Annotated in this window: 14 protein-coding genes and 1 tRNA gene; 3 read left to right on the top strand and 12 right to left on the bottom strand. The window is 40.6% G+C overall.

Annotation, left to right across the window (positions count from 1 at the left end):
- Positions 1–5: 5 nt before the first annotated feature.
- Together selA and selB are read left to right on the top strand one after the other, a co-directional pair.
- On the top strand, positions 6–1,469 hold the full coding sequence (gene selA / locus BTO08_RS01335) for an L-seryl-tRNA(Sec) selenium transferase (protein WP_105059582.1): 1,464 nt from the start codon (positions 6–8) through the stop codon (positions 1,467–1,469).
- Between the two features lie 23 nt (positions 1,470–1,492).
- Entirely contained in the window at positions 1,493–3,415 is a 1,923-nt protein-coding gene (selB, locus tag BTO08_RS01330; protein WP_105059581.1) for a selenocysteine-specific translation elongation factor, read from the top strand.
- Positions 3,416–3,425: 10 nt separating this feature from the next.
- On the opposite strand, the gene BTO08_RS01325 is transcribed toward selB, so the two are convergent.
- The 12 genes from BTO08_RS01325 to BTO08_RS01270 all read right to left on the bottom strand — a co-directional run bounded on the left by BTO08_RS01325 (position 3,426) and on the right by BTO08_RS01270 (position 17,886).
- Positions 3,426–3,520, bottom strand: a tRNA-Sec gene (locus BTO08_RS01325).
- A gap of 106 nt (positions 3,521–3,626) precedes the next feature.
- The gene (locus BTO08_RS01320; protein WP_005369422.1) at positions 3,627–4,607 is read right to left on the bottom strand and encodes a sugar-binding transcriptional regulator; all 981 of its coding nucleotides are present in this window, start codon (positions 4,605–4,607) and stop codon (positions 3,627–3,629) included.
- A 267-nt stretch (positions 4,608–4,874) separates the two neighbouring features.
- Entirely contained in the window at positions 4,875–5,651 is a 777-nt protein-coding gene (locus BTO08_RS01315; RefSeq protein WP_105059580.1) for an ABC transporter ATP-binding protein, read from the bottom strand.
- On the bottom strand, positions 5,651–6,727 hold the full coding sequence (locus tag BTO08_RS01310; protein ID WP_005369426.1) for a FecCD family ABC transporter permease: 1,077 nt from the start codon (positions 6,725–6,727) through the stop codon (positions 5,651–5,653). The genes BTO08_RS01315 and BTO08_RS01310 overlap by 1 nt, the downstream gene beginning before the upstream one ends.
- A 90-nt stretch (positions 6,728–6,817) precedes the next feature.
- Positions 6,818–7,960, bottom strand: coding sequence for an ABC transporter substrate-binding protein (locus tag BTO08_RS01305; RefSeq protein WP_242446221.1), 1,143 nt, complete (start codon positions 7,958–7,960; stop codon positions 6,818–6,820).
- Positions 7,961–8,035: 75 nt separating this feature from the next.
- Positions 8,036–10,000 carry a TonB-dependent receptor domain-containing protein gene (locus BTO08_RS01300; RefSeq protein WP_045152179.1) on the bottom strand — a complete coding sequence of 655 codons (1,965 nt, stop codon included), beginning with the start codon at positions 9,998–10,000 and terminating at the stop codon, positions 8,036–8,038.
- Positions 10,001–10,147: 147 nt separating this feature from the next.
- Positions 10,148–10,855, bottom strand: coding sequence for a response regulator transcription factor (locus BTO08_RS01295; RefSeq protein ID WP_105059578.1), 708 nt, complete (start codon positions 10,853–10,855; stop codon positions 10,148–10,150).
- A 131-nt stretch (positions 10,856–10,986) separates the two neighbouring features.
- Positions 10,987–11,826, bottom strand: coding sequence for a sugar phosphate isomerase/epimerase family protein (locus tag BTO08_RS01290; RefSeq protein ID WP_105059577.1), 840 nt, complete (start codon positions 11,824–11,826; stop codon positions 10,987–10,989).
- A gap of 1 nt (position 11,827) precedes the next feature.
- A complete protein-coding gene (locus BTO08_RS01285) occupies positions 11,828–13,102 on the bottom strand; it encodes a DUF6005 family protein (RefSeq protein ID WP_105059576.1) in 1,275 nt (424 codons plus the stop codon).
- Between the two features lie 9 nt (positions 13,103–13,111).
- A complete protein-coding gene (locus tag BTO08_RS01280; RefSeq protein WP_105061289.1) occupies positions 13,112–14,368 on the bottom strand; it encodes an AMP-binding protein in 1,257 nt (418 codons plus the stop codon).
- Positions 14,369–14,378: 10 nt separating this feature from the next.
- Positions 14,379–16,109 carry an IucA/IucC family protein gene (locus tag BTO08_RS01275; RefSeq protein WP_105059575.1) on the bottom strand — a complete coding sequence of 577 codons (1,731 nt, stop codon included), beginning with the start codon at positions 16,107–16,109 and terminating at the stop codon, positions 14,379–14,381.
- The gene (locus BTO08_RS01270) at positions 16,096–17,886 is read right to left on the bottom strand and encodes an IucA/IucC family protein (RefSeq protein WP_105059574.1); all 1,791 of its coding nucleotides are present in this window, start codon (positions 17,884–17,886) and stop codon (positions 16,096–16,098) included. The genes BTO08_RS01275 and BTO08_RS01270 overlap by 14 nt, the downstream gene beginning before the upstream one ends.
- 193 nt (positions 17,887–18,079) lie before the next feature.
- Here BTO08_RS01270 and BTO08_RS01265 point away from each other — a divergent pair, with 193 nt between their 5' ends.
- Positions 18,080–19,432, top strand: a complete 1,353-nt coding sequence (locus BTO08_RS01265) for an MATE family efflux transporter (protein WP_105059573.1) — start codon at positions 18,080–18,082, stop codon at positions 19,430–19,432.
- Positions 19,433–19,446 lie beyond the last annotated feature (14 nt).

Below are 19,446 nucleotides of genomic sequence, written 5' to 3'. Positions count from 1 at the left end.
TAGATATGACAGCCCAAGCACTCTATGCCCACTTACCCAGTGTTGATCTGATTTTAAATCACGAATTACAACAGCCTTTGATCCATCAATTAGGTAAAGAGCACATCACTACGCTTGTTCGTCAATTATTAGATCAAGCCCGCGAGACAATTCGAGATCAACAACAATTACCTCAGTGGCTGACACTTAATGAGTGCGACGGGCTGGCACTATCGCAACAGAAACTTGCACGTATAAATCTGTTTTCTCATCATCTCGCGCAATCGACTCTGCCTTTACAACATAAAGGGCAACGTCGTGTTTTTAACTTAACCGGTACTATCTTACACACCAATTTAGGTCGTTCTCTGCAAGCAGAAGCTGCAATAAAAGCGGTGACAGAGGTCATGCGTTTCCCATCAACTTTAGAGTATTCTCTCCAGCAAGGTAAACGAGGCCACCGCGATCAAGCCATCAGTGAACAACTGCAACAGCTCATTGGTTGTGAAGATGCATGCTTAGTGAATAACAATGCCGCTGCGGTACTGTTAATGCTAGCCAGCCTTGCCAGTGGAAAAGAAGTCATTGTATCGCGTGGTGAGTTAGTTGAAATTGGTGGCTCATTTCGCATTCCAGATGTCATGCGACAAGCAGGATGTCAGCTCGTTGAAGTCGGTGCAACGAATCGCACTCACTTAAAAGACTATCAACAAGCGATTAATGAAAACACCGCGTTACTGATGAAAGTTCATACCAGTAACTACATGATCCAAGGCTTTACCAGCGCGGTATCTGAAGCTGAACTCTGTGCATTGGGACGCGCAATGCAAGTACCAGTGATCAGCGATTTAGGCAGTGGGTCATTAATCGATTTAGCCCAATACGGACTACCAAGCGAGCCGATGCCACAAAAGATGCTGCAAGATGGCATTGATTTAGTGAGCTTTTCTGGCGATAAATTACTCGGTGGGCCACAAGCTGGGATCATTGCTGGTAAATCTGAACTCATTGAACAGCTGCAACATCACCCACTTAAACGTGCACTTCGCTGTGACAAAATGACCTTAGCTGCCCTTGAAGCAACATTAAATTTATACCGTCATCCAGAACGCTTACCTTGCGATCTCCCCACGCTCTCTATGTTAACTCGCAACCTTGATACGCTGACAGATTTGGGTGAACGTCTAGTGCCTTACTGTCAGCAATTGGTTGGTCAGTACTTTACAGTAACTGTGATGCCTTCAATGGGGCAAATAGGTAGTGGTGCGCTACCCACCGAACAACTTGAATCTGTCGCGTTATGTTTCAGTGTTAACAATAATCAAACATCCTACACGCTTAATGATCTTGCGGATCTTTTAGCAAGCGGAGAGATCCCAATAATCGGTCGTATTCACCATGACAAACTGTGGTTATGTTTACGTGGGATCAGTCATGAACAAGATTTCATGACTCAGCTTGCTCAACTTTCACTTTCCAATAACGAATAACAAAGAACTAATAACGCCACTTTATGATAATTGCCACCGCTGGCCATGTTGATCATGGTAAAACCCATTTACTTCAAGCCCTAACAGGCACCAATGCTGATCGCTTACCAGAAGAGCAAAAACGTGGGCTAACCATTGATTTGGGCTATGCGTTTATGCCCTATCACTCACAGCAAACGCAACAACAAGAAACCCTCGGATTTATTGATGTACCGGGTCACGAGAAGTTTCTTTCCAACATGCTCGCCGGTGTCGGTACAGCCCATCACGCTATGCTGATTGTCGCGGGTGATGAAGGCATGATGGCGCAAAGCTATGAGCATTTAGCCATTTTGCGTTTATTGGCCATGGATAGCCTAACAGTGGTGATCACCAAATCAGATCTCACTACCTTAGAGCAACAACAGCAGTTAGAAGCACAACTCACTCAACTCTTATTTCAGCAAGGTTTTACCGAGCCAAAAATATTTCATTGCTCCGCATTTACTGGTGATGGTATTGACGTACTTAAAGCTCACTTGATCGCTTTAGCTGACAATGAAAAACAGCAACAAAATGATTTAGGCTTTCGTCTTGCCATTGATCGTGCTTTTCACGTAAAAGGTGCAGGATTGGTTGTTACTGGGACCGCATTAAGTGGCAGCATAAAGGTCGGTGATAGCCTGAATTTTGTTAGCCATAACAAACTTAAGCAAGGTCAAACACAGGCAAAAACTGTCCGTATAAAAGGTTTACACGCCCAAGGAAATACAGCGCAAACGGCAGCAGCAAACCAGCGTGTAGCGATGAATATCGTTGGTGACATTGATAAGAACGAGCTTAGCCGTGGCGACTGGTTAGTCAACATTGTGCCCGACGCAGTGATCAATCGCGTAACGATTACACTGGCTGCCAATACCGATATTAAACACTGGCAAGCAGTACAACTTTTCCATGCTGCAGCCCATACCACTGGTCGTATTGCGCTACTTGAAACAGATAAGGCGAAGGCAGGCGAGCATGTACTGGCTGAGATTACCTTCGATAGTCCATTATGTTTAGCAGAGCAAGATCGCCTATTACTGCGCGATCCCGCTTTAAAAACGAACCTTGGTAGTGGCGTCGTCATTGATTTGCTACCACCTAATCGTGGTAAGCGAAAGCCAGAGCGTTTAGCTTATTTAACCCAACGTGCAGAATTTGATTCCCTTAAAGATATTATTGCCTTTAAACTTGCCAATAAACCACAATCTATCAGTGAGTTAACGTGGCAGCATCAAAGTCAGCACATTGAACAAGTCGCAAGTAGTCATGTTGAAAATGATATTACCCAGTACGGTGATTTCCTTTGTACTTCTGGGTATCAAGTACAACTACAACAGAACATGATTGAAAAACTCGCGTTATACCATCAACAAGAAAATGACCACATCGGCTTAGGTAAAGATCGTCTTTATCGCATTGCAGCACTCAACCAACCTGCAGCTATTTTTAATGAGCTTTTGGCTCAGTTATTAGCCCAGCAAAGCATTATCAATACTCGTGGTTGGTTACACCTTGCCAGCCACCAGCTACAACTCACAGAACTTGAACAAAAAAGCTGGCAGCGCATTGCCCAGATCATGCAGCAAAATTCAACGCCTTGGTGGGTGAGAGATCTCGCCAATGAATGTGATCTTGATGAAGACGAATTGCGTGCTCTGAGCTATAAATTGGCACAACTGGGCTATATCTCTGCGATTGTTAAAGATCGCTATGTAAGCCACGACTATTTGATCTCGATTGCTAATCGTGTCCGTGAGCATATTGAACACCATCAAAAACTGGAAACAGCTGAGTTTAGAACGATTAGTCAACTAGGACGAAAAGTCGCCATTCAGATCTTGGAGTATTTCGATAAGATTGGTTTTACAAAAAGGAAATTTAACTATCGCGAACTGCGAGATGAAGGTTTACTGAAAGGATAGACAAATGAAGTGGCGGAAGAACATAGGAGTCGAACCTACCCAGGACTGCTGGCAGCCCTACCCGGATTTGAAATCCGGACGCATCACCGGATACGCCGTTCTTCCTCATTTGTGTGACGTATTTTATGTGTTAAGGGTATAGTTATCAACTGCTATCGCTCAATTTCAGCGATAGCAGTTGTTTTTTAAGAACAACTGATTAAATATCAAGCTACTTCATTTGCTGATCTAAATTTAAAATAGTGAGCGCGTTACTTACACTGGTTGCTAATACATCAACAACTCCAGAACGCAGTGCGCCTAAGAGTGCTAAGGCTTTACTATTTTCTGCTGCCGTTACCACAACTGTTGGAATATTTCGTAATTCTTCCATGGTTAAACCAATAACACGATCGCTCATCATAGTATCGGCTTGTTTTCCATGGCTATCAAAAAAGTCATAGCCCGCAATATCACCGACTACGCCTTTACGAATTCGCGCTTCTACAATTTCTTGCGGTGTGAACCAACCTAACTTCACCATATGGCTATTTTCATTCATATCCCCCACACCAACCAACGCTAAATCAGCACGACGAGCACGATCTAACGTTTCTTTTACCGTGCCATTTTTCATAAATGCTTCTTTCACTATGATGTCGTCAACATAAGCCGGGGCATACAAGGTTTCACTAATACCATCATATTTTTTCGCCAATTGGCGACAAATGTGATCAGCATTAATCGCATTGCCTGAACGGTGCGTACCACCAATACCAGAAACAAATCGACATTTACGGTGCGGCACAACACCAACATGATTTGCAATAGACGCGATATTACGCCCTTGCCCAACCGCAACCACCATATCATCAGTTAATGTCGTCGTTAGATAGCTCGAAACCAGACTTGCCACTTGCTGACGTTGGGTTTCGTCATCAGGCTGATCGAGTGCAACCAATGCGCGTTTTAAGTTAAAACGCTCAATCAATTGCTGTTCTAATTTTTCACTAAAAACAGGGTGATATTTAACGGTAATTTCCACTACCCCTTCATCACGCGCGCGACGAAGTAAACGACCGACTTTAGCGCGAGACATACCAAAGCGCTGAGAGATCTCTTCTTGAGTAGCACCATCCTGATAATAAGCAATAGCGATCTCGGTAAGTAAATCACTGTCTACATGGTTACTGTCAGTACTGCTTATGCTCATTTTTGTGCCCTTTGTGTGAATAACCAATTTATTTATATTATCGGTTTATTCTATCACTGAGGAGAACAAAGCAATACTGACTAAACTCTCACATTTATACGTGTACAGCTTTCACTCATAAAAACAGCACAAAAGTGAACGTGCTTTTTGCCACCTATAGGCGGAATCCTAATATCAAACATAAACAACTGATATATAAAAACTTAATTTCACGTACAGCTTTTTACCTTATATATACCAAAAGCTAAAAAGGCTGCACGCAATTAATTACACACTCATCGCTTCATCCACCAGCACGATCGGATAACCTTGCGAACACTGCTCTACTCGTCCTTTGACACCATAAGCTTTACGTAATACCTCTGCTGTTAACACTTGCTCTCCTTTGCCCATCACGACCAATCCATCAGGGCTGAGGACCAACACTTTATCGCAAAAACGTAATGCTAAATTTATGTCATGGATAGCGACAAGACCAATACCACCAGTTTGCGCCAAATTTTGTTTTACAGCCTGAAGTACACTAATTTGCCAATGCAGATCTAACGCACTGGTTGGCTCATCAAGTAATAATAATCGAGGCTCTCGAATCAGCACTTGCGCTAATCCGATCATCTGTCGCTGCCCCCCCGACATTTGTGCAAGTTGTTTAAGTGCTAAATGGGTTATTCCTAATTGGGAAAATGTTTTTTCAATGATTTGCTCAATATAACTTTTACTCAGCTCGGGTTTTACCGCGCGACAAGCACTAAATACAATTTCATAAGCAACAAGGCTGGTTGCCTGAGGCAGTGTTTGTGGCAAGTAACCTATTCTTCTGGCACTTTCGCTAAGGGCTAACTGACTTAATATTTCGCCATCAAGAGACACATCACCTTGATATTTTTGTAATCGCGCTATCGCTTTGAGCAATGTCGATTTACCTACTCCATTAGGGCCGAGTACCGCCACCAACTCACCATTTTGGATCGGCTCAACAGAAAGTTGCTCAATGATCTTTTGCTGACCATACCCCGTTGTGAGGCTATTAATATTTAATGACATTACAACTTCCCTTTACTCGATAAAATAAGGCTCATGAAGAATGGGATACCAATTAATGATGTCACGATTCCAATTGGTAAAATCACTCCAGGGATCAAGCTTTTACTAGCGATGGAAGCCAGCGATAACAACAATGCACCTGCAATGGCACTACCCGGAAGAAAAAAGCGATGATCTTCGCCTAATAACATTCTTGTTATATGAGGACCGACTAACCCAACAAAGCCAATTTCCCCCACAAACGCCACAGCAACTGCCGTTAATAAGCTCACTCTCAACAACACCATTAAGCGCATGCGTTCTACGCGAATACCGATACTTCTTGCTTGATCCTCTCCCGAGCGAATCGCAGTCATCGCCCATGCTTGACGCATAGAAAGCGGGAAACACACCGCAAAGACAAGCGCGACAATCAACACTTTTTCGTTATTTGCTCGCACCAAACTGCCCATGGTCCAAAACACTATCTGTTGTAAAGCATTACTGTCTGCGACAAACATTAATAAACTGACTAAGGCGTTAAGGGCAAAAAAGAGTGAAATACCAAACAAGATCACGGTATTGACCGATGCGCCTTGGCTTCGTGACAACACCACCACCAAAAGTGATGCTAAAAGCGCAAAAGCAAAAGCAAACAAAGGCAAAATGTAGTCAAAGCGAAACGGTAACCACGACCAATCAAATAAGATAGCAACCGCCGCACCTAATGTTGCAGCCGCACCAATGCCTAAGGTAAACGGACTTGCTAACGGGTTATTTAAAGAGGTTTGCATTTCAGCCCCCGCTAACCCTAATGCCGCACCAACAACAATGGCCATTAAAGCGTAAGGGATCCTGACATCAAAAATAATAACTTGTTGGACGGGATCGAGTACTTCAGGCTGAAAGAGCGCGGAAAAAATATGGTTTAAGCCAATTTGAGAAGGGCCGGTTGCAGTATCAATAACCCATGCAATGACAAGTGCTATCGCCATCATACTTAACAAGAGAATTCGTTTAATCACAAAACGCCGATAACGCTGCGACAAACTGGTTGTTTGATGGTTTTCATCAACACTTAATGTGGCTGATTTCATGATATTTCCTTTATCTTACAAAGCCAAAAACCGGATAACAGTGACGTTATCCGGCTCATTGAATTAATTAAAACAACACTGATATTTAATTTATAACGCCATCCAGTAGGTACCATTAAAGGGCACTGGTTGGTAATCACGATATAGTGTCTCTAATGTTTTTTGTGGTGAGAGCTCAGCAAACGTTTTTGGGTAGGCCCATTTAGCAAACGTCTGAATAGCAACAATATTGAGCGGCGTATTATAAAAATGGTGCCAGATAGAATAAGCCCGTTTATTTTTCACTGCGGTTAATTGATTAAGTGGCGGCCGTTGAGTAATGGCAGCCAAAGACTGGTGCGCTACTTTGGCACTAATACTGGTACCAAGAACGATATATTGCGGTGCTTCTTTTTGAGTTTGGGTTGAACCAACAGCGGTACCAATATAAATATCAGGCTGATGCGTTAATAAATACTCTTGATTTAATACGCCAACAGATCCCGGAAGTAATGGCTGTGCCATATTCTTCACCCCAATAAAGTCAAGCATTTGAGCAACCATCCCCCGTGCCATGGTCTCACAACACTCACCGTTAACACCTACACGGCTATGAAGAAAGACTGTCGGGACATCTTCAGGTTTTATCGTGGCAAGACCTTGCTTCACCTTATCTAATTCTTGGTTATAAAATTGAATATAGCTTTTCGCTTGCGCTTCTCGACCAAGTACTTTGCCCATGACTTCAAGGCTGCGTAAGGTATTTTTTACCGGATCTTTGCGAAAATCGATAAAGACAACCGTTACACCCGCACGCTCTAAAATTTCAATAATTTCGCTATTTCGCGCATTAGGCCCATGACCTTCTACACCTAAAAAAGCCACATCCGCTTTAAGCGCTAATGCGGTTTCTAAACTAAAACTCTCAGTTGCGCCTTTACCAAACAGAGGAATATTGTCGATGTCAGGAAACGCGGTTTGATATTGTTGATAAGAATCAGGATCCACTAACTTCATGTCTCCCATCATACCGACAATGCGAGATAACACTTGATCGCCTTCTAAAATAGCTAACGCGGGAATATAGCGACTTTCGCTTAACAGTAATCTTTCCACTGGTTGAGATATTACGACTTCTCGTCCTGCTAAATCCGTTACAGTGATGCTTTTCGCTATGCTGTGAGTGCTAAATAACACCAAGCAAACACTGAGCAGTGTAATAAGACGATTTTTTATTGATAGAAATTGCGGCATAACTTTCCCTTTGATCACATTCACCTAGCCTTAAACGACAAAAGGAGAGACAGATGTCTCTCCTTGTTCATTTATTTAAAAGGCATACGCAACATTAAAGCGGATATCACGACCCGGCTCGCGTGGTGCACTCGCAATAGCGTTTACATCACCGTAGCTAGCATGATCACGATAATCTTTATCAAAGAGATTTTTAACTGCCAGCGAGAGCGTTAACTCTTCGCCCGATAGTGGTTGCCACTGGCTATAAATATCATGAACGGCATAACCTGGCTTTTCACTGTAGTTAGTGACGTACTCTTCACCTTTATAGATTTCAACCACTTCTACAGCATCGTCAAGACGATCAACATAACGACCTGTATAACCAATTAACAAGTTATCAAGTACATAGTAATTAATATCCGCAACCCATGTATCACCCGTAGAGGTACCGATACCAAAGTTTTCATCAATTAAACGTTGACCATCAAGATCTGAGCGAGAGTGGTTGAAGCTTAATGACATACTTAAATCATTGAAGGTGTAGCCAGCACGCGCAGTGAAGCCTTTGGTTTCTAAGTCGCCTTGGTTTTTCGCACTTTTACCGACCACATCGTCAATTTTATTAATGTACGCTGTTGCAGATAAATTAAGACCGCCGTTTACCCAGCTCGCACCCACCTCAGTATTATGTGCTCGCTCTGCTTTACGGTTTGGATCTAACTCAATATCAGTCATAAATGAATCAGGGATCTGTGCGCCACGGAAAGCTTCTGCGTAACCGGCATAAACATTCAAGCCCGGTATAACGCTGTAGTTTAGGCTAACATTAGGGCTAAAGCCTGAATGATCGACTTCTGTACCGTAAGAATCTTCTAATTCATATGTATCGTAACGACCACCAACACTTAATAGTAGCGGCTCAACAATACGGAAATCACTCTGTACATACACGCCAGCGACAGTGCCTTTGAACTCATAAGTATCAGGGCTATAAGCTAAGAATGTGCCATCAGTTGTATCTTTACGGTAATCAACACCATAAGTGATTGCAAACGAGTTAAAGCTACTCGTGTTACGAATATCACCGCCATAGCTGTGTGTTTTCGCGATATTATTTGTTTCACGAGGTGCGTCTGGACGACTCTTGTGTTTTAGCTCAGTTTCAGTGTTATATGCGGTAACATCTAGCTCAAGGTATGGGTTATCAGCAGGATTTAAACCGTAGTTCAACGTAAAAGTATCTCGGTTCATCTCTTGATCAAGCGGGAAGTTCTTTCTACTTTCCGCCCAATGAGGTCGGAAGTTACGATACGCTTCATCACCGCGATGATCATAACTTAAAGTAATTTTTTGTGCGTCAGTGATATCACCAACAAGCTTAATAAAACCAACTTTGTTTTGTGCTTCAGTAAACGGCTGCTCGTTACCATCGCCATCTGTGTAGTTGCCTAAATCGCTATACACCATAGTAGCAACAACGCTTACGTTGTCAGTAAGATAGCCATAGCCGCTAACGCTAGTTTTATACCCTTCGGTATTATCATAGTAGCCCGCCTTCACTAAGCCACCAAAACGTTCGTCACCCTGCAGCATGTCTTCTGCATCTTTGGTTTTAAAACGAATCGCACCACCCAGTGCACCCGCACCATCTGTCGCACGTCCAGCACCCGCCGCAACTTCAACTTGTTTCAATAATTCTGGTTCTATTGATAAACGCCCTTGGTGGTGGAAAATATTGCCTGATTGAACGGCACCATCAATAGTCACGTTTAGCTGACTATCTTCTAAACCACGAACATAAATCTTTTGAGCAACGCCAGTACCACCACCGATACTGACTTCGGGATCTGTGCGGAAAATATCATTGATATCGTTGGCTTGTTGTCGTTCAAGCTGCTCAGAATCAATAAACACTTCTGTCGCTTGTAATGGGTTACCCATTACAACCATTTTTTCATGTTCACCTTCTGAGTCGGCAACCGCAATTTGTGTAAACAACGCACTTGAGACAGCAACCGTTGTCGGTAGCAGCTTGAATTTGCATCCTTTCAACATCTTAATTTCCACTTGTTAATGATAATAATTATCATTATTTTGCTTCTAACCACTAAGATGTAAATACTTTTTACAATTGTTACAACTTCACAACCACTTAATAAATATGGAAAAAGCCCTTACCTTTAGATAAGAGCTTTTTTTATATTAATTAAAACTGTAACCAACGCCATGAGCCGTTTTCAGTCGCTCAACAGGCATACCTGCCGATACTAATTTTCGCCGAACTCGGCTTAAGTGCATATCTAAACTGCGGTCATATAAACTAAACTCACGTGACAATACCTGTCGGTATAAATAGTCTTTACTCAGTACTTGATTCTGTTGAAAAGCTAATGTCCAAAGTAAATTAAATTGAATAGGTGTCATTGATAATGTCGTTTCTTTATAACTTACCGCTAAGCTTTGCTTATCCATTTTCAAATCATCAACAATTAATAACTTGGTTTTATTTGACGGTAATTGCCGCTGCTGAATACGTCTTAAAATCGCAATAACACGACACAAGACTTCCTTAATCGGCTGTTTACGTGGAATGTAATCATCTACACCATGGAAAAAACTGTTTACGCATTCTGTATCACTATAGTTATCCGCTAATAAAACAATAGGAATGTGAGAAACTTGTCGACACTGTTTTAAAAACGTAAAACCCTTCATTTCAGGTAATTGATTAGAGACCAGCATAAGATCTACTGTCGCATTTTTATAAACATTTTCAGCTTCAAGTGCAGATTGACAACGTTTGATCACAAAACCTTCACGCCAAAACAGTTCAATTAACTGCTGACCATAATTATGATCAGGTTCCACAATTAAGATTGTTCTTGAATGATGGACCTTATCTATATTCATGCCAATCCCTAGCCAAATATCTGTTATTTTATTGATAATAGTTATCACTATCAGTTAGGTAACTGATAGTATACGAGCGTTTTTTTATAATCAATGACTATTTATCGAAATAAGTTAAATAAAAATTAAAACTAAAACAGCAACTCAGCCTGTTTTATATTCTTACTAAACTTGTCTAATGCCTTTTTGTCATTTATTAAGGTTTGCTTTACATTATTACCAAACCACTCAAGTGATGCTGTTGCATTTTTATTTTGAGATAATCCATCAATAAAATGTTGATAATCTAATGCCCCTTCAAATAAAGGTGTCATTCCTTCACGGCTTCCTGCTGGCGAATAAACGTTATCAGGTGAAAACACATTTAAATATTCTCGGGAAGCGATATTTTTTAAGTGGTAATGATCGACAAAATCACTAATTTGATTATGGAAATAATTAATATCAGCACCAGATTCCCAAACATGTAAGCTGTCAAAATTAATTTTTAAAGCCGGATGATAAACCTCATCTAAAAGCTGCAGAATCGATTCTGTCGTATCCGCTAAAGTATTGGGATGGGTTTCAACAAGTACATTTAGACCTTGTTGATGCGCGTATTCACAAATATGGCGTAGTCTTGTAACCAGCTTTTCTCGATCATTTTTATTAACCTTATCGCTGGCTTGATGCCCCGCAAAAGTACGTACTTTATTTGTGTTCCAATAGTTCGCTAACTTACAAATATGCGCACACTTTTGCTGAGTAACGGTTGGATCCCCCACTAAGGGTAAGTAATCACTTAGCATCGAAATCGAGAGTCCCATTTCCTTTAACCATTGAGCATCATATTGAGGTTGTGACTCCAGACTTATGGCATGTACCCCCCAAAGCTCGATACCTTGAAAATCATGGCTTCTTGCCCATTGTGCTAAGTGTTCTAATGACATTAATTGATGACGAAACGAAATAGTACAAATAGATAATTGCATATCAGCAAACCTCCATAACAGAATCACACGGTAAGTCGTTTAATTCACACCAATCGGAATACATATCAAATAACCCTTTTTTAATACGCTTTTCTGTTCTGTCTTGCTTATCCAACAAGTATTGAATACCTGTATATAAATTAAGATCTTTGGTTTCTGCCATTTTCATTACTTGATACTGAATACTGGTATAGGTCTGGATTAATTCTTCAATCACATCACACCAATATTCAAAATCATCATCACTTTGACCTAACGCTCTGCCAAAATAAGCAAAGCCATGTTCGTAGGCATATTTACGTACCGCGATAACTTTTAATTCACGTAAAGAAAGTGGGAGATCAGACAAACTAATCCCCTGCGTTTCATCAAGGTGAGCTTGAATAATTTCACGAACGGCATTTGTTAGCGGGTTTTTATCTTCAATAAAGCAAAGCTTGAAATAATCTTGCACCACATTTAACGGCGCATCGTGCAGAGCATTTTCATTAAAAATATACCCTCCCTCAACGGTTGGCTGAGAGATAGCATTTTCAATACGATCTTGTGAAATTTCACCTTGCCAACGAAAGTCAGGATCCCACATCATCCAATGCTCTGGCGTCTCTGTTTCCGTCAACATAACGTAATGGGGAAATGGGTTCTGATTAAATTTATTTTCACGCTCAGGAAGGTGATAAAGATCGAGCATCACCATCAAGTGCTCTGAATTCGATTTATTACCAAGTAACGCTCTCATGGTGGCTAAATTCGCGTGCTTGGTTTTCTCACTGTCATACCAAGCGATAAGCTCGCCACCAAACAAACGTTGGTACCAATCAATAAATAATTGGTGATTAATATCGTCACTATGATATTGCAGTTGGTAGCGCTCACTTACATCAAACGTCGCATCCCATACCGCAAAATAAAATGGTCGATGATCAATGCCTTTACTCTTTAACGCTTCACACACACAACTAACAAAGCAATGTACTTTTACATCTTCAAATTCAACCTCAGGCTCTTTCGGTGCGAGCTCTGACTCATTGTTAACTTGGCATAGAAAGTCGGCTAAGCTCGCAACTGTCGCATAATCTGCAGCTGTAATATGTTGCTCTGGTACGGTCAATCCTAAATCAAGCTCTAAATGTAAAATAAGCTGAAGTATTAACACTGAATCTAAATACAACTCTTCATTCAACTTTGCTGATGGACTAAAAAGCGCCATATGGCTATTTTGCATATTTTCTTCAAGCACTTTTTTGATAGCTTGGATCATTTCTTCGCGCTGCATTTTTCTTCCTTAACCAATCGCTGCAATTGAAACACTACTTTGTGAAAGCGCTTTTCGATTTATCTTTCCGTTTGCCGCTTTTTCGATAATCTCGCGCTGCTCTATATCAACGGGTAACTGGTGATTCGCTAAACGCGTTCCACACCATTGACGAATACGGCTTGGTTCAATCATTGTGTCTGCCACAAACTGCAAACATACACGCTCACCAGATAACTCATCGGCACGCTTAAACACCACCGCATCTGTAATTTCAGCCAATTCCATCACAACGTTTTCCACATCTTGTGGATACACATTCAGCCCAGAAACATTGATCATGTCATCGCTACGGGAAACGAAACATAACTGCCCTTGCACATCAAAAAATCCAAGATCTTTAGTATTAATATCAAGCTTATTTTTGGATACGATGATCTCTTGCGGGGAAGTTACATCACTCCCTGCTGATACCCTTAAATGTGGAAGTGGAAAGCCCATTTGATTGGCATAATCAGGATTTTCACAGACGGCAATACAACCTGCTTCAGAACAGCCGTATTGCTGGAATAAATACTGACTTCGTACCTTTATCGCTTCAAACCAAGCTTGCGGTAGCACCGTTCCTGACGTCATTACAGCATGCAGCAGTTCTTGTTTTGGATATAGTTGTACAAGAGAATGCAGTAAACTTGGCGATGAATAAAGTAAGTGCCCACTATTCTCCAAGCATTTTCTCAATAGGTATTTAGGGTTAATGTTGGTAATGATCACAGGCACTAAATCACGCTTAAGCGCGACAAGTACGCCACAAATTAATCCATAAGAGTGGGTAATTGGACATGCAATTAAAGGGGTCATGGACTGAGGTGCAGTAAAGGTTGTCACATAACTCTCAATTTCTTCATCAATAGACGACCAAGAGCGAGTGATCACTTTCGGCTCACCTGTTGTCCCAGAGCTAGTTTGTACTAAAACCGCTTGTTGATCTTTATCTTCTCTTTTTAGCGTCAGTCCCATCTGCTCAATATCAAAGATAACGATATGACAGTTTGCTTTGTCTGCTAAACGCTTTGCCGCTAAACGCGGAGTCGTGGATAAAATAGGATAAAATGACCCACCATTTCTTTTTAAATATAAACAAAGCGCCAGCAGCTGAGCAGGATTTTGTAGGCACACGGCAACGCGTTTTCCTGCACAATCTTTTAACTGAGGGTGCGCTGAAAATATTTGGAAACACTGTGAGAAAAAAGCACTATCGATATAATCATCATTAACGTAAATCATAATATCCCTATTATTTAAAAGCGCACGAAAGCGCATTCGCCACGATATGGTGACACTCTTGTTTCTTAGCCTGAAATTTTCGAGCTAATAATGATTCTGTTGCAATTGAAGTAGATTGATAATCGAGTTGAGCGATCCGATCAGCGAGCTCTGGATGCGCTGCACTGTATTGTTCGAGCTTATTCTCAACCAGTTGCCAGAACTGCCTTTCCGTTCCACCGTAATGCCATTCAATAAGGTGAGAGACCTCTACGAGGTTATAAATGAATAAGGTATCCATCACTAATTCGCGCAGCAGCTCTACCGAACTCATGGCATAAAATATATCTAGAGGTGCCTTGGCTAAGGTTGGTTCTAATAATGCTAAATCAGGTGCTGGAAACTCAGTACTAAGGAACTCAGAGTGGTATTCAACACTTTCATGAAAATCACGAATAATAATCTTTTCAGGCCAACCATTGCGGTGAACCAATACCATGTTTTGTCCGTGCGGCTCCGTCCCCACCCCATACTTGACCAATAAGTGCCAAATTGGGATCACTGCCACCTCAATAAGTTGCGAGAGCCACGGCACTAAGCCATATTTATCAATCCAATGCTCAATGAATGGCTGACCATCTTGTTCAACCATCATCAACGCATTAAATGGTACCGCCGTTTGCTCAGGTGATAATTTGTTTTCTAGGCTTTCTCTAAAAATAACCGCCAGTTGGTCACTTAAAGGATCACACTCTACCGTTTTCCCTAACGGTACATAAATCCCGCCAGCGTATTCGGCTAAGATGTCTAATCCTGACAACTCAGGGTCTTGACTAACAATGGTTTCAAGCCATGTTGATATCTCTGGTGCCAAACAAACGGAATAACCTGCTAAGGTCCGCTTAGAAGAGGTGTTCACCATATTCAATGGCAATTTGATATTGGCTTTTGCTTTATTCGTCACATTGAGTAAAGTTCTGACCGATTGCGAAGCAACATATTGGTTCCCTAACTCTCCCAAATCGATAATAATTTTCTGATCAAGTAAAGATGGAAAATCTTCTTTGTGTAATTGACGCCACTGCCAAGGATGAACAGGCAATAAAGCATACTCCTGCCAGTTTCCTTGCTGTTGAGATAAAATAAAACTCAGTGTTTGCCAGTGATCTTGATCTAATTCACTAGACCAAAAACGATCATGCTCATCAGGTAAATGTGAACGAAAATGTGTTCTTTTTATCGCGATCCAGTGCAAACAAAATGATTCCCCAGCTTCAGGTCCATAACATTGATGATCAAGAAAGTTAAACCCTGTTCGCGCTTTAAAAGATGGGTGATAAGGATGTCCTTCATCAAGTTGTGCTTCCAACTCAATAAAACTTGCCTGCCGACGTGAATCACGAGCTGGAATATTGTCTTGATTCCAGCGACACAAATTGGAGGTTTGTTTAAACTCTTCGATAATAGATAACTTAACTTGCTCAAGGGCGGGCAAGTCTCGAACAATATCTTCCCAAGATTGCGAGATAAGCTGAGGCTGACCATCAATCGTTAAGGTTGAAATATCTAAACGATAACGCCCAAAAGCGCCAATATGACCACGAACGTGATAATGCTTTTCCGCCATGATCCAAGTAAACGTGTTGTGACCATTCTCAGAGCCAACATCAATTTCAACCAATTGTTCAAACATGATGGCTTCAAAAAGTTGCTTAATGATTCTCTGTTCAGGTTCTAGCGTAAGACAATTAGGCAATGGCATCTGATACCTCCTTTTTCTGATTTGTGGTATCAGCTGTTATAAATGGATTATCGATGTAGCAATAAATCGCCTGTTCGTTCTCAACCATTAATTCATCGACATCGTGAACACGTGTCAGTAAATTCGCTTTCATTGCCCATTGCTTATTTGTTAGTAATTGCTCTACAAATAATTTACCGCCACCCAGTAATGATTTATGTAATGCAGTGAGCCGTTGCTTAACAAAATTCAGTAATAAAGCTTCATCAATAATATGATCAGCGCCTAGTCGACCAATAATCGAAAAGAGATGGTTGATCATTAAATAATAAGTGAATCGCTCGCAGATCATTTCATCATCAAAATACAAGTCATGGACACGGCTAGATTCAGGCTCCATACCTTCTAAATAACTACGATAGCTTTTTGATAAATAGAAACCTTGGTTATCTCGGAAATAATAATTCGATGGATAACCAGTCTCTAATTGAATAACGCTATTTTGTTGGTGTGCTTCTAACGCAATGCCATGCTCATCATACAAACGGATCATAGGATCTATCGCACAATCCCAATAACGGGCAAACCATCGCATCGCTACATGAGATTCAGAGCAATGCTCTTTCGTTGCCAACCCAACAATAATAGAGGCTAATAACGATGCTTGATTTGGCAGCGGATCTTGTGTCAATGCTGCAATAGTAAGAACATCCTGATCTTGACCCGCCTGAAATGGATTTTCTCGAATAATAGTTTCAAAACCACTTTCTTCTTGCTCTGGTAATAATACGGTGACGTATGCAGGATCTGTCACAACATTAAAGCTAGGATAATCACAACTAAATCCTGTCTTACGATACAACCCAGCCATAACTACGCCAGCATCAAGTTCATGACGTTTATTTACCCTAAGAGAATTCGTAATTTTTACCGGTATCGAAAACTTATACATCCAAGATAAATGCGCACTGTATAGCGATCTCACAGAGGACGTTGCTGTGAACTTACAACCATGCTGTCCGCTATCAATAATTAGCCCCTGAGTCATTAAATCCAGAATAGCAGGATCATGTAATAATTTTTGCGCTTGCAGCGGATGCATAGGCAATACTATAAACTCATCTGAAATTTGTAAGTCTGCGGTTTCGAGAGAAGAAGCAATGATCTCTTCAGCTGAAATTGATAATGCTGAGCGCTGGCAAATCAAAGAGCGGGCAACATTAAAGTAATGAAGTGCAAACTCCCCTTTTAATTCAGGCGCATAATATTGATGATGAAAATCAAGCATCCCTTGACGACTTTTAGGCGTCGGATGTTGCCAATGTCCAAAAACTAAACTCTGTTCAGCATCAATAAAACAACGAGAAGGCGGTGCATTTTTTGTCATATTTTCCGCCAAGAAATACTCCATGAGCGACATACTTTCTAACAGGCGAATCAATAGTTCCTGTTTTTTCAGTGACATTGTCTTTTGCTCAAAAAATGAATCTAAAAGCGTAATTGCAGCTTCTTTTTCAGAGATGGTATACCAATTTTCATCATTATTTTTTAACCAAATATCACCAAAAGCATGGCGACCAACAATGGTTTTATAAGTCACTTCAACGGCAATAACTACATGTTCTATAGGCAAGTTTATTTCAATAACCCACTGACACGATGGTGAACAACATAATTCATTTTTCTCCATCCACGCATCAACTCGGTACCATGAATCTTGCTTACATTCTTTTAAGTAACAATTAAAGAGGGCCTGAAATGAAGCGACTTCAGCTATTTTTTTTGCTGTTAACATCATGTTGAACCGACTATTTATTGATAAATAAGAAATTAGTTAAAGATTCTTAATGATATTAATTCTCATTTCAACAATGATTACATTTGTTACACAAAAATGTATGCGGAAGCAAAGCGTGGCACTTCAACGCTCGTACTTATGATTGAAACTCTTCAAAATGGATAATTAAGCTCATTCATAAAACATAAAAATCATGACGTATAACAAGGTCACTCAAGGCCCTATCATTAGTACTTTTTTCCTGTTTGCTTTTCCTGCACTCATTGCATTACTTGCTATTACTACTGCAAGTTTGGTCGATGGGATCTTTGTAGGTAAATATCTGGGTCCTCAAGCTTTAGCTGCTATCAATATTCTTATTCCCTACATCACATTCATGTTTGCATTGGGTCTAATGGTGGCTATTGGTGGGACAGTTACTGCAGGAAAATTTATCGGAGAAGGAAACTATAAAGAGGCTAATGGTATTTTTACCTTATCGTTAATCTCTATTTTTTTATTCGCTACCTTGATGGCGATTATTAGTTTATTTTTCAATAAGAGTTTATTTTTATTTCTTGGTGTTGATGAACAATTAGCCCCCCTTACTCAAGCTTACTTCCAAGTAATATCAGTCGTGCTCATCATTCAACTAACCACGATGGTTTTATATTATTTTGTACGCGCAGATGGCTTTCCAACTCTAGCAACAACAGCTTTAGTCTTGGGCTCTATCGTTAATATTATGCTTGATGTTCTTTTTCTTGGCTATTTTCAGTGGGGAATTCAATCAGCCGCTTGGGCAACAGGTATAGCACAGATAATACAGCTATTAGTCCTCTGTACTTTTTTCACTAAGAAACAAAGATTGATTAAATTTCAGCTCTGTTATTCGAGCGTGAAGCCTTACTTCAGAGGGTTACTTAATGGGATTTCAGAATATATCAATGAAATTTCTGTAGGTATTGTTATTTTCACTATTCATTGGCTGTTGATGAAAGAGCAGGGCAATACCGCTATCTCAGGCTTCGCTGTCGCAAACTATATGTTATTTATTAGCATGATGCTGTTTTACGGCATTATCGATGCTCTTCATATACTGGTAAGCCAAAACTATGGAGCAAGAAATTTCACACGCATAAACCAATTCATGCTTTTAGCTACCGTTACCGTGATAAGTATTAGTACACTATTAATAGTAAGTGCGCTGTCTGTATCAGATTCAATAACGAAGCTTTTCATTGAAAATACAGAATCTGACGCCTATCAATTGGCATTAAGTTATATTGGCGTTATATGGCCCTGTTTTATCTTTAGCGGAATAAATGTCTTACTATCTTGTTATTTCACAGCGATGCATTGTCCTCTTCAATCATCTATTATCGCTTTATCAAGAGGGTTAGTTTTACCTGTATCACTACTTCTACTCTTCACAAATTTTATTCCAAGCATCCCGTTTCTTTTTGCTTTACCTATCGCAGAGTTAAGCACTTTTATTATTGCATTAACGCTTTACCTTCGTTTCCAACACAGCATAAAACACAAGTCTAAGCTGATAACTATATGATACTTATCAATAAT

Source organism: Photobacterium angustum, assembly GCF_002954615.1.
GTDB lineage: Bacteria > Pseudomonadota > Gammaproteobacteria > Enterobacterales > Vibrionaceae > Photobacterium > Photobacterium angustum_A.
The sequence above is the reverse complement of the archived record's forward strand: the minus strand, read 5'-3'. Positions and strand labels throughout refer to the sequence as shown.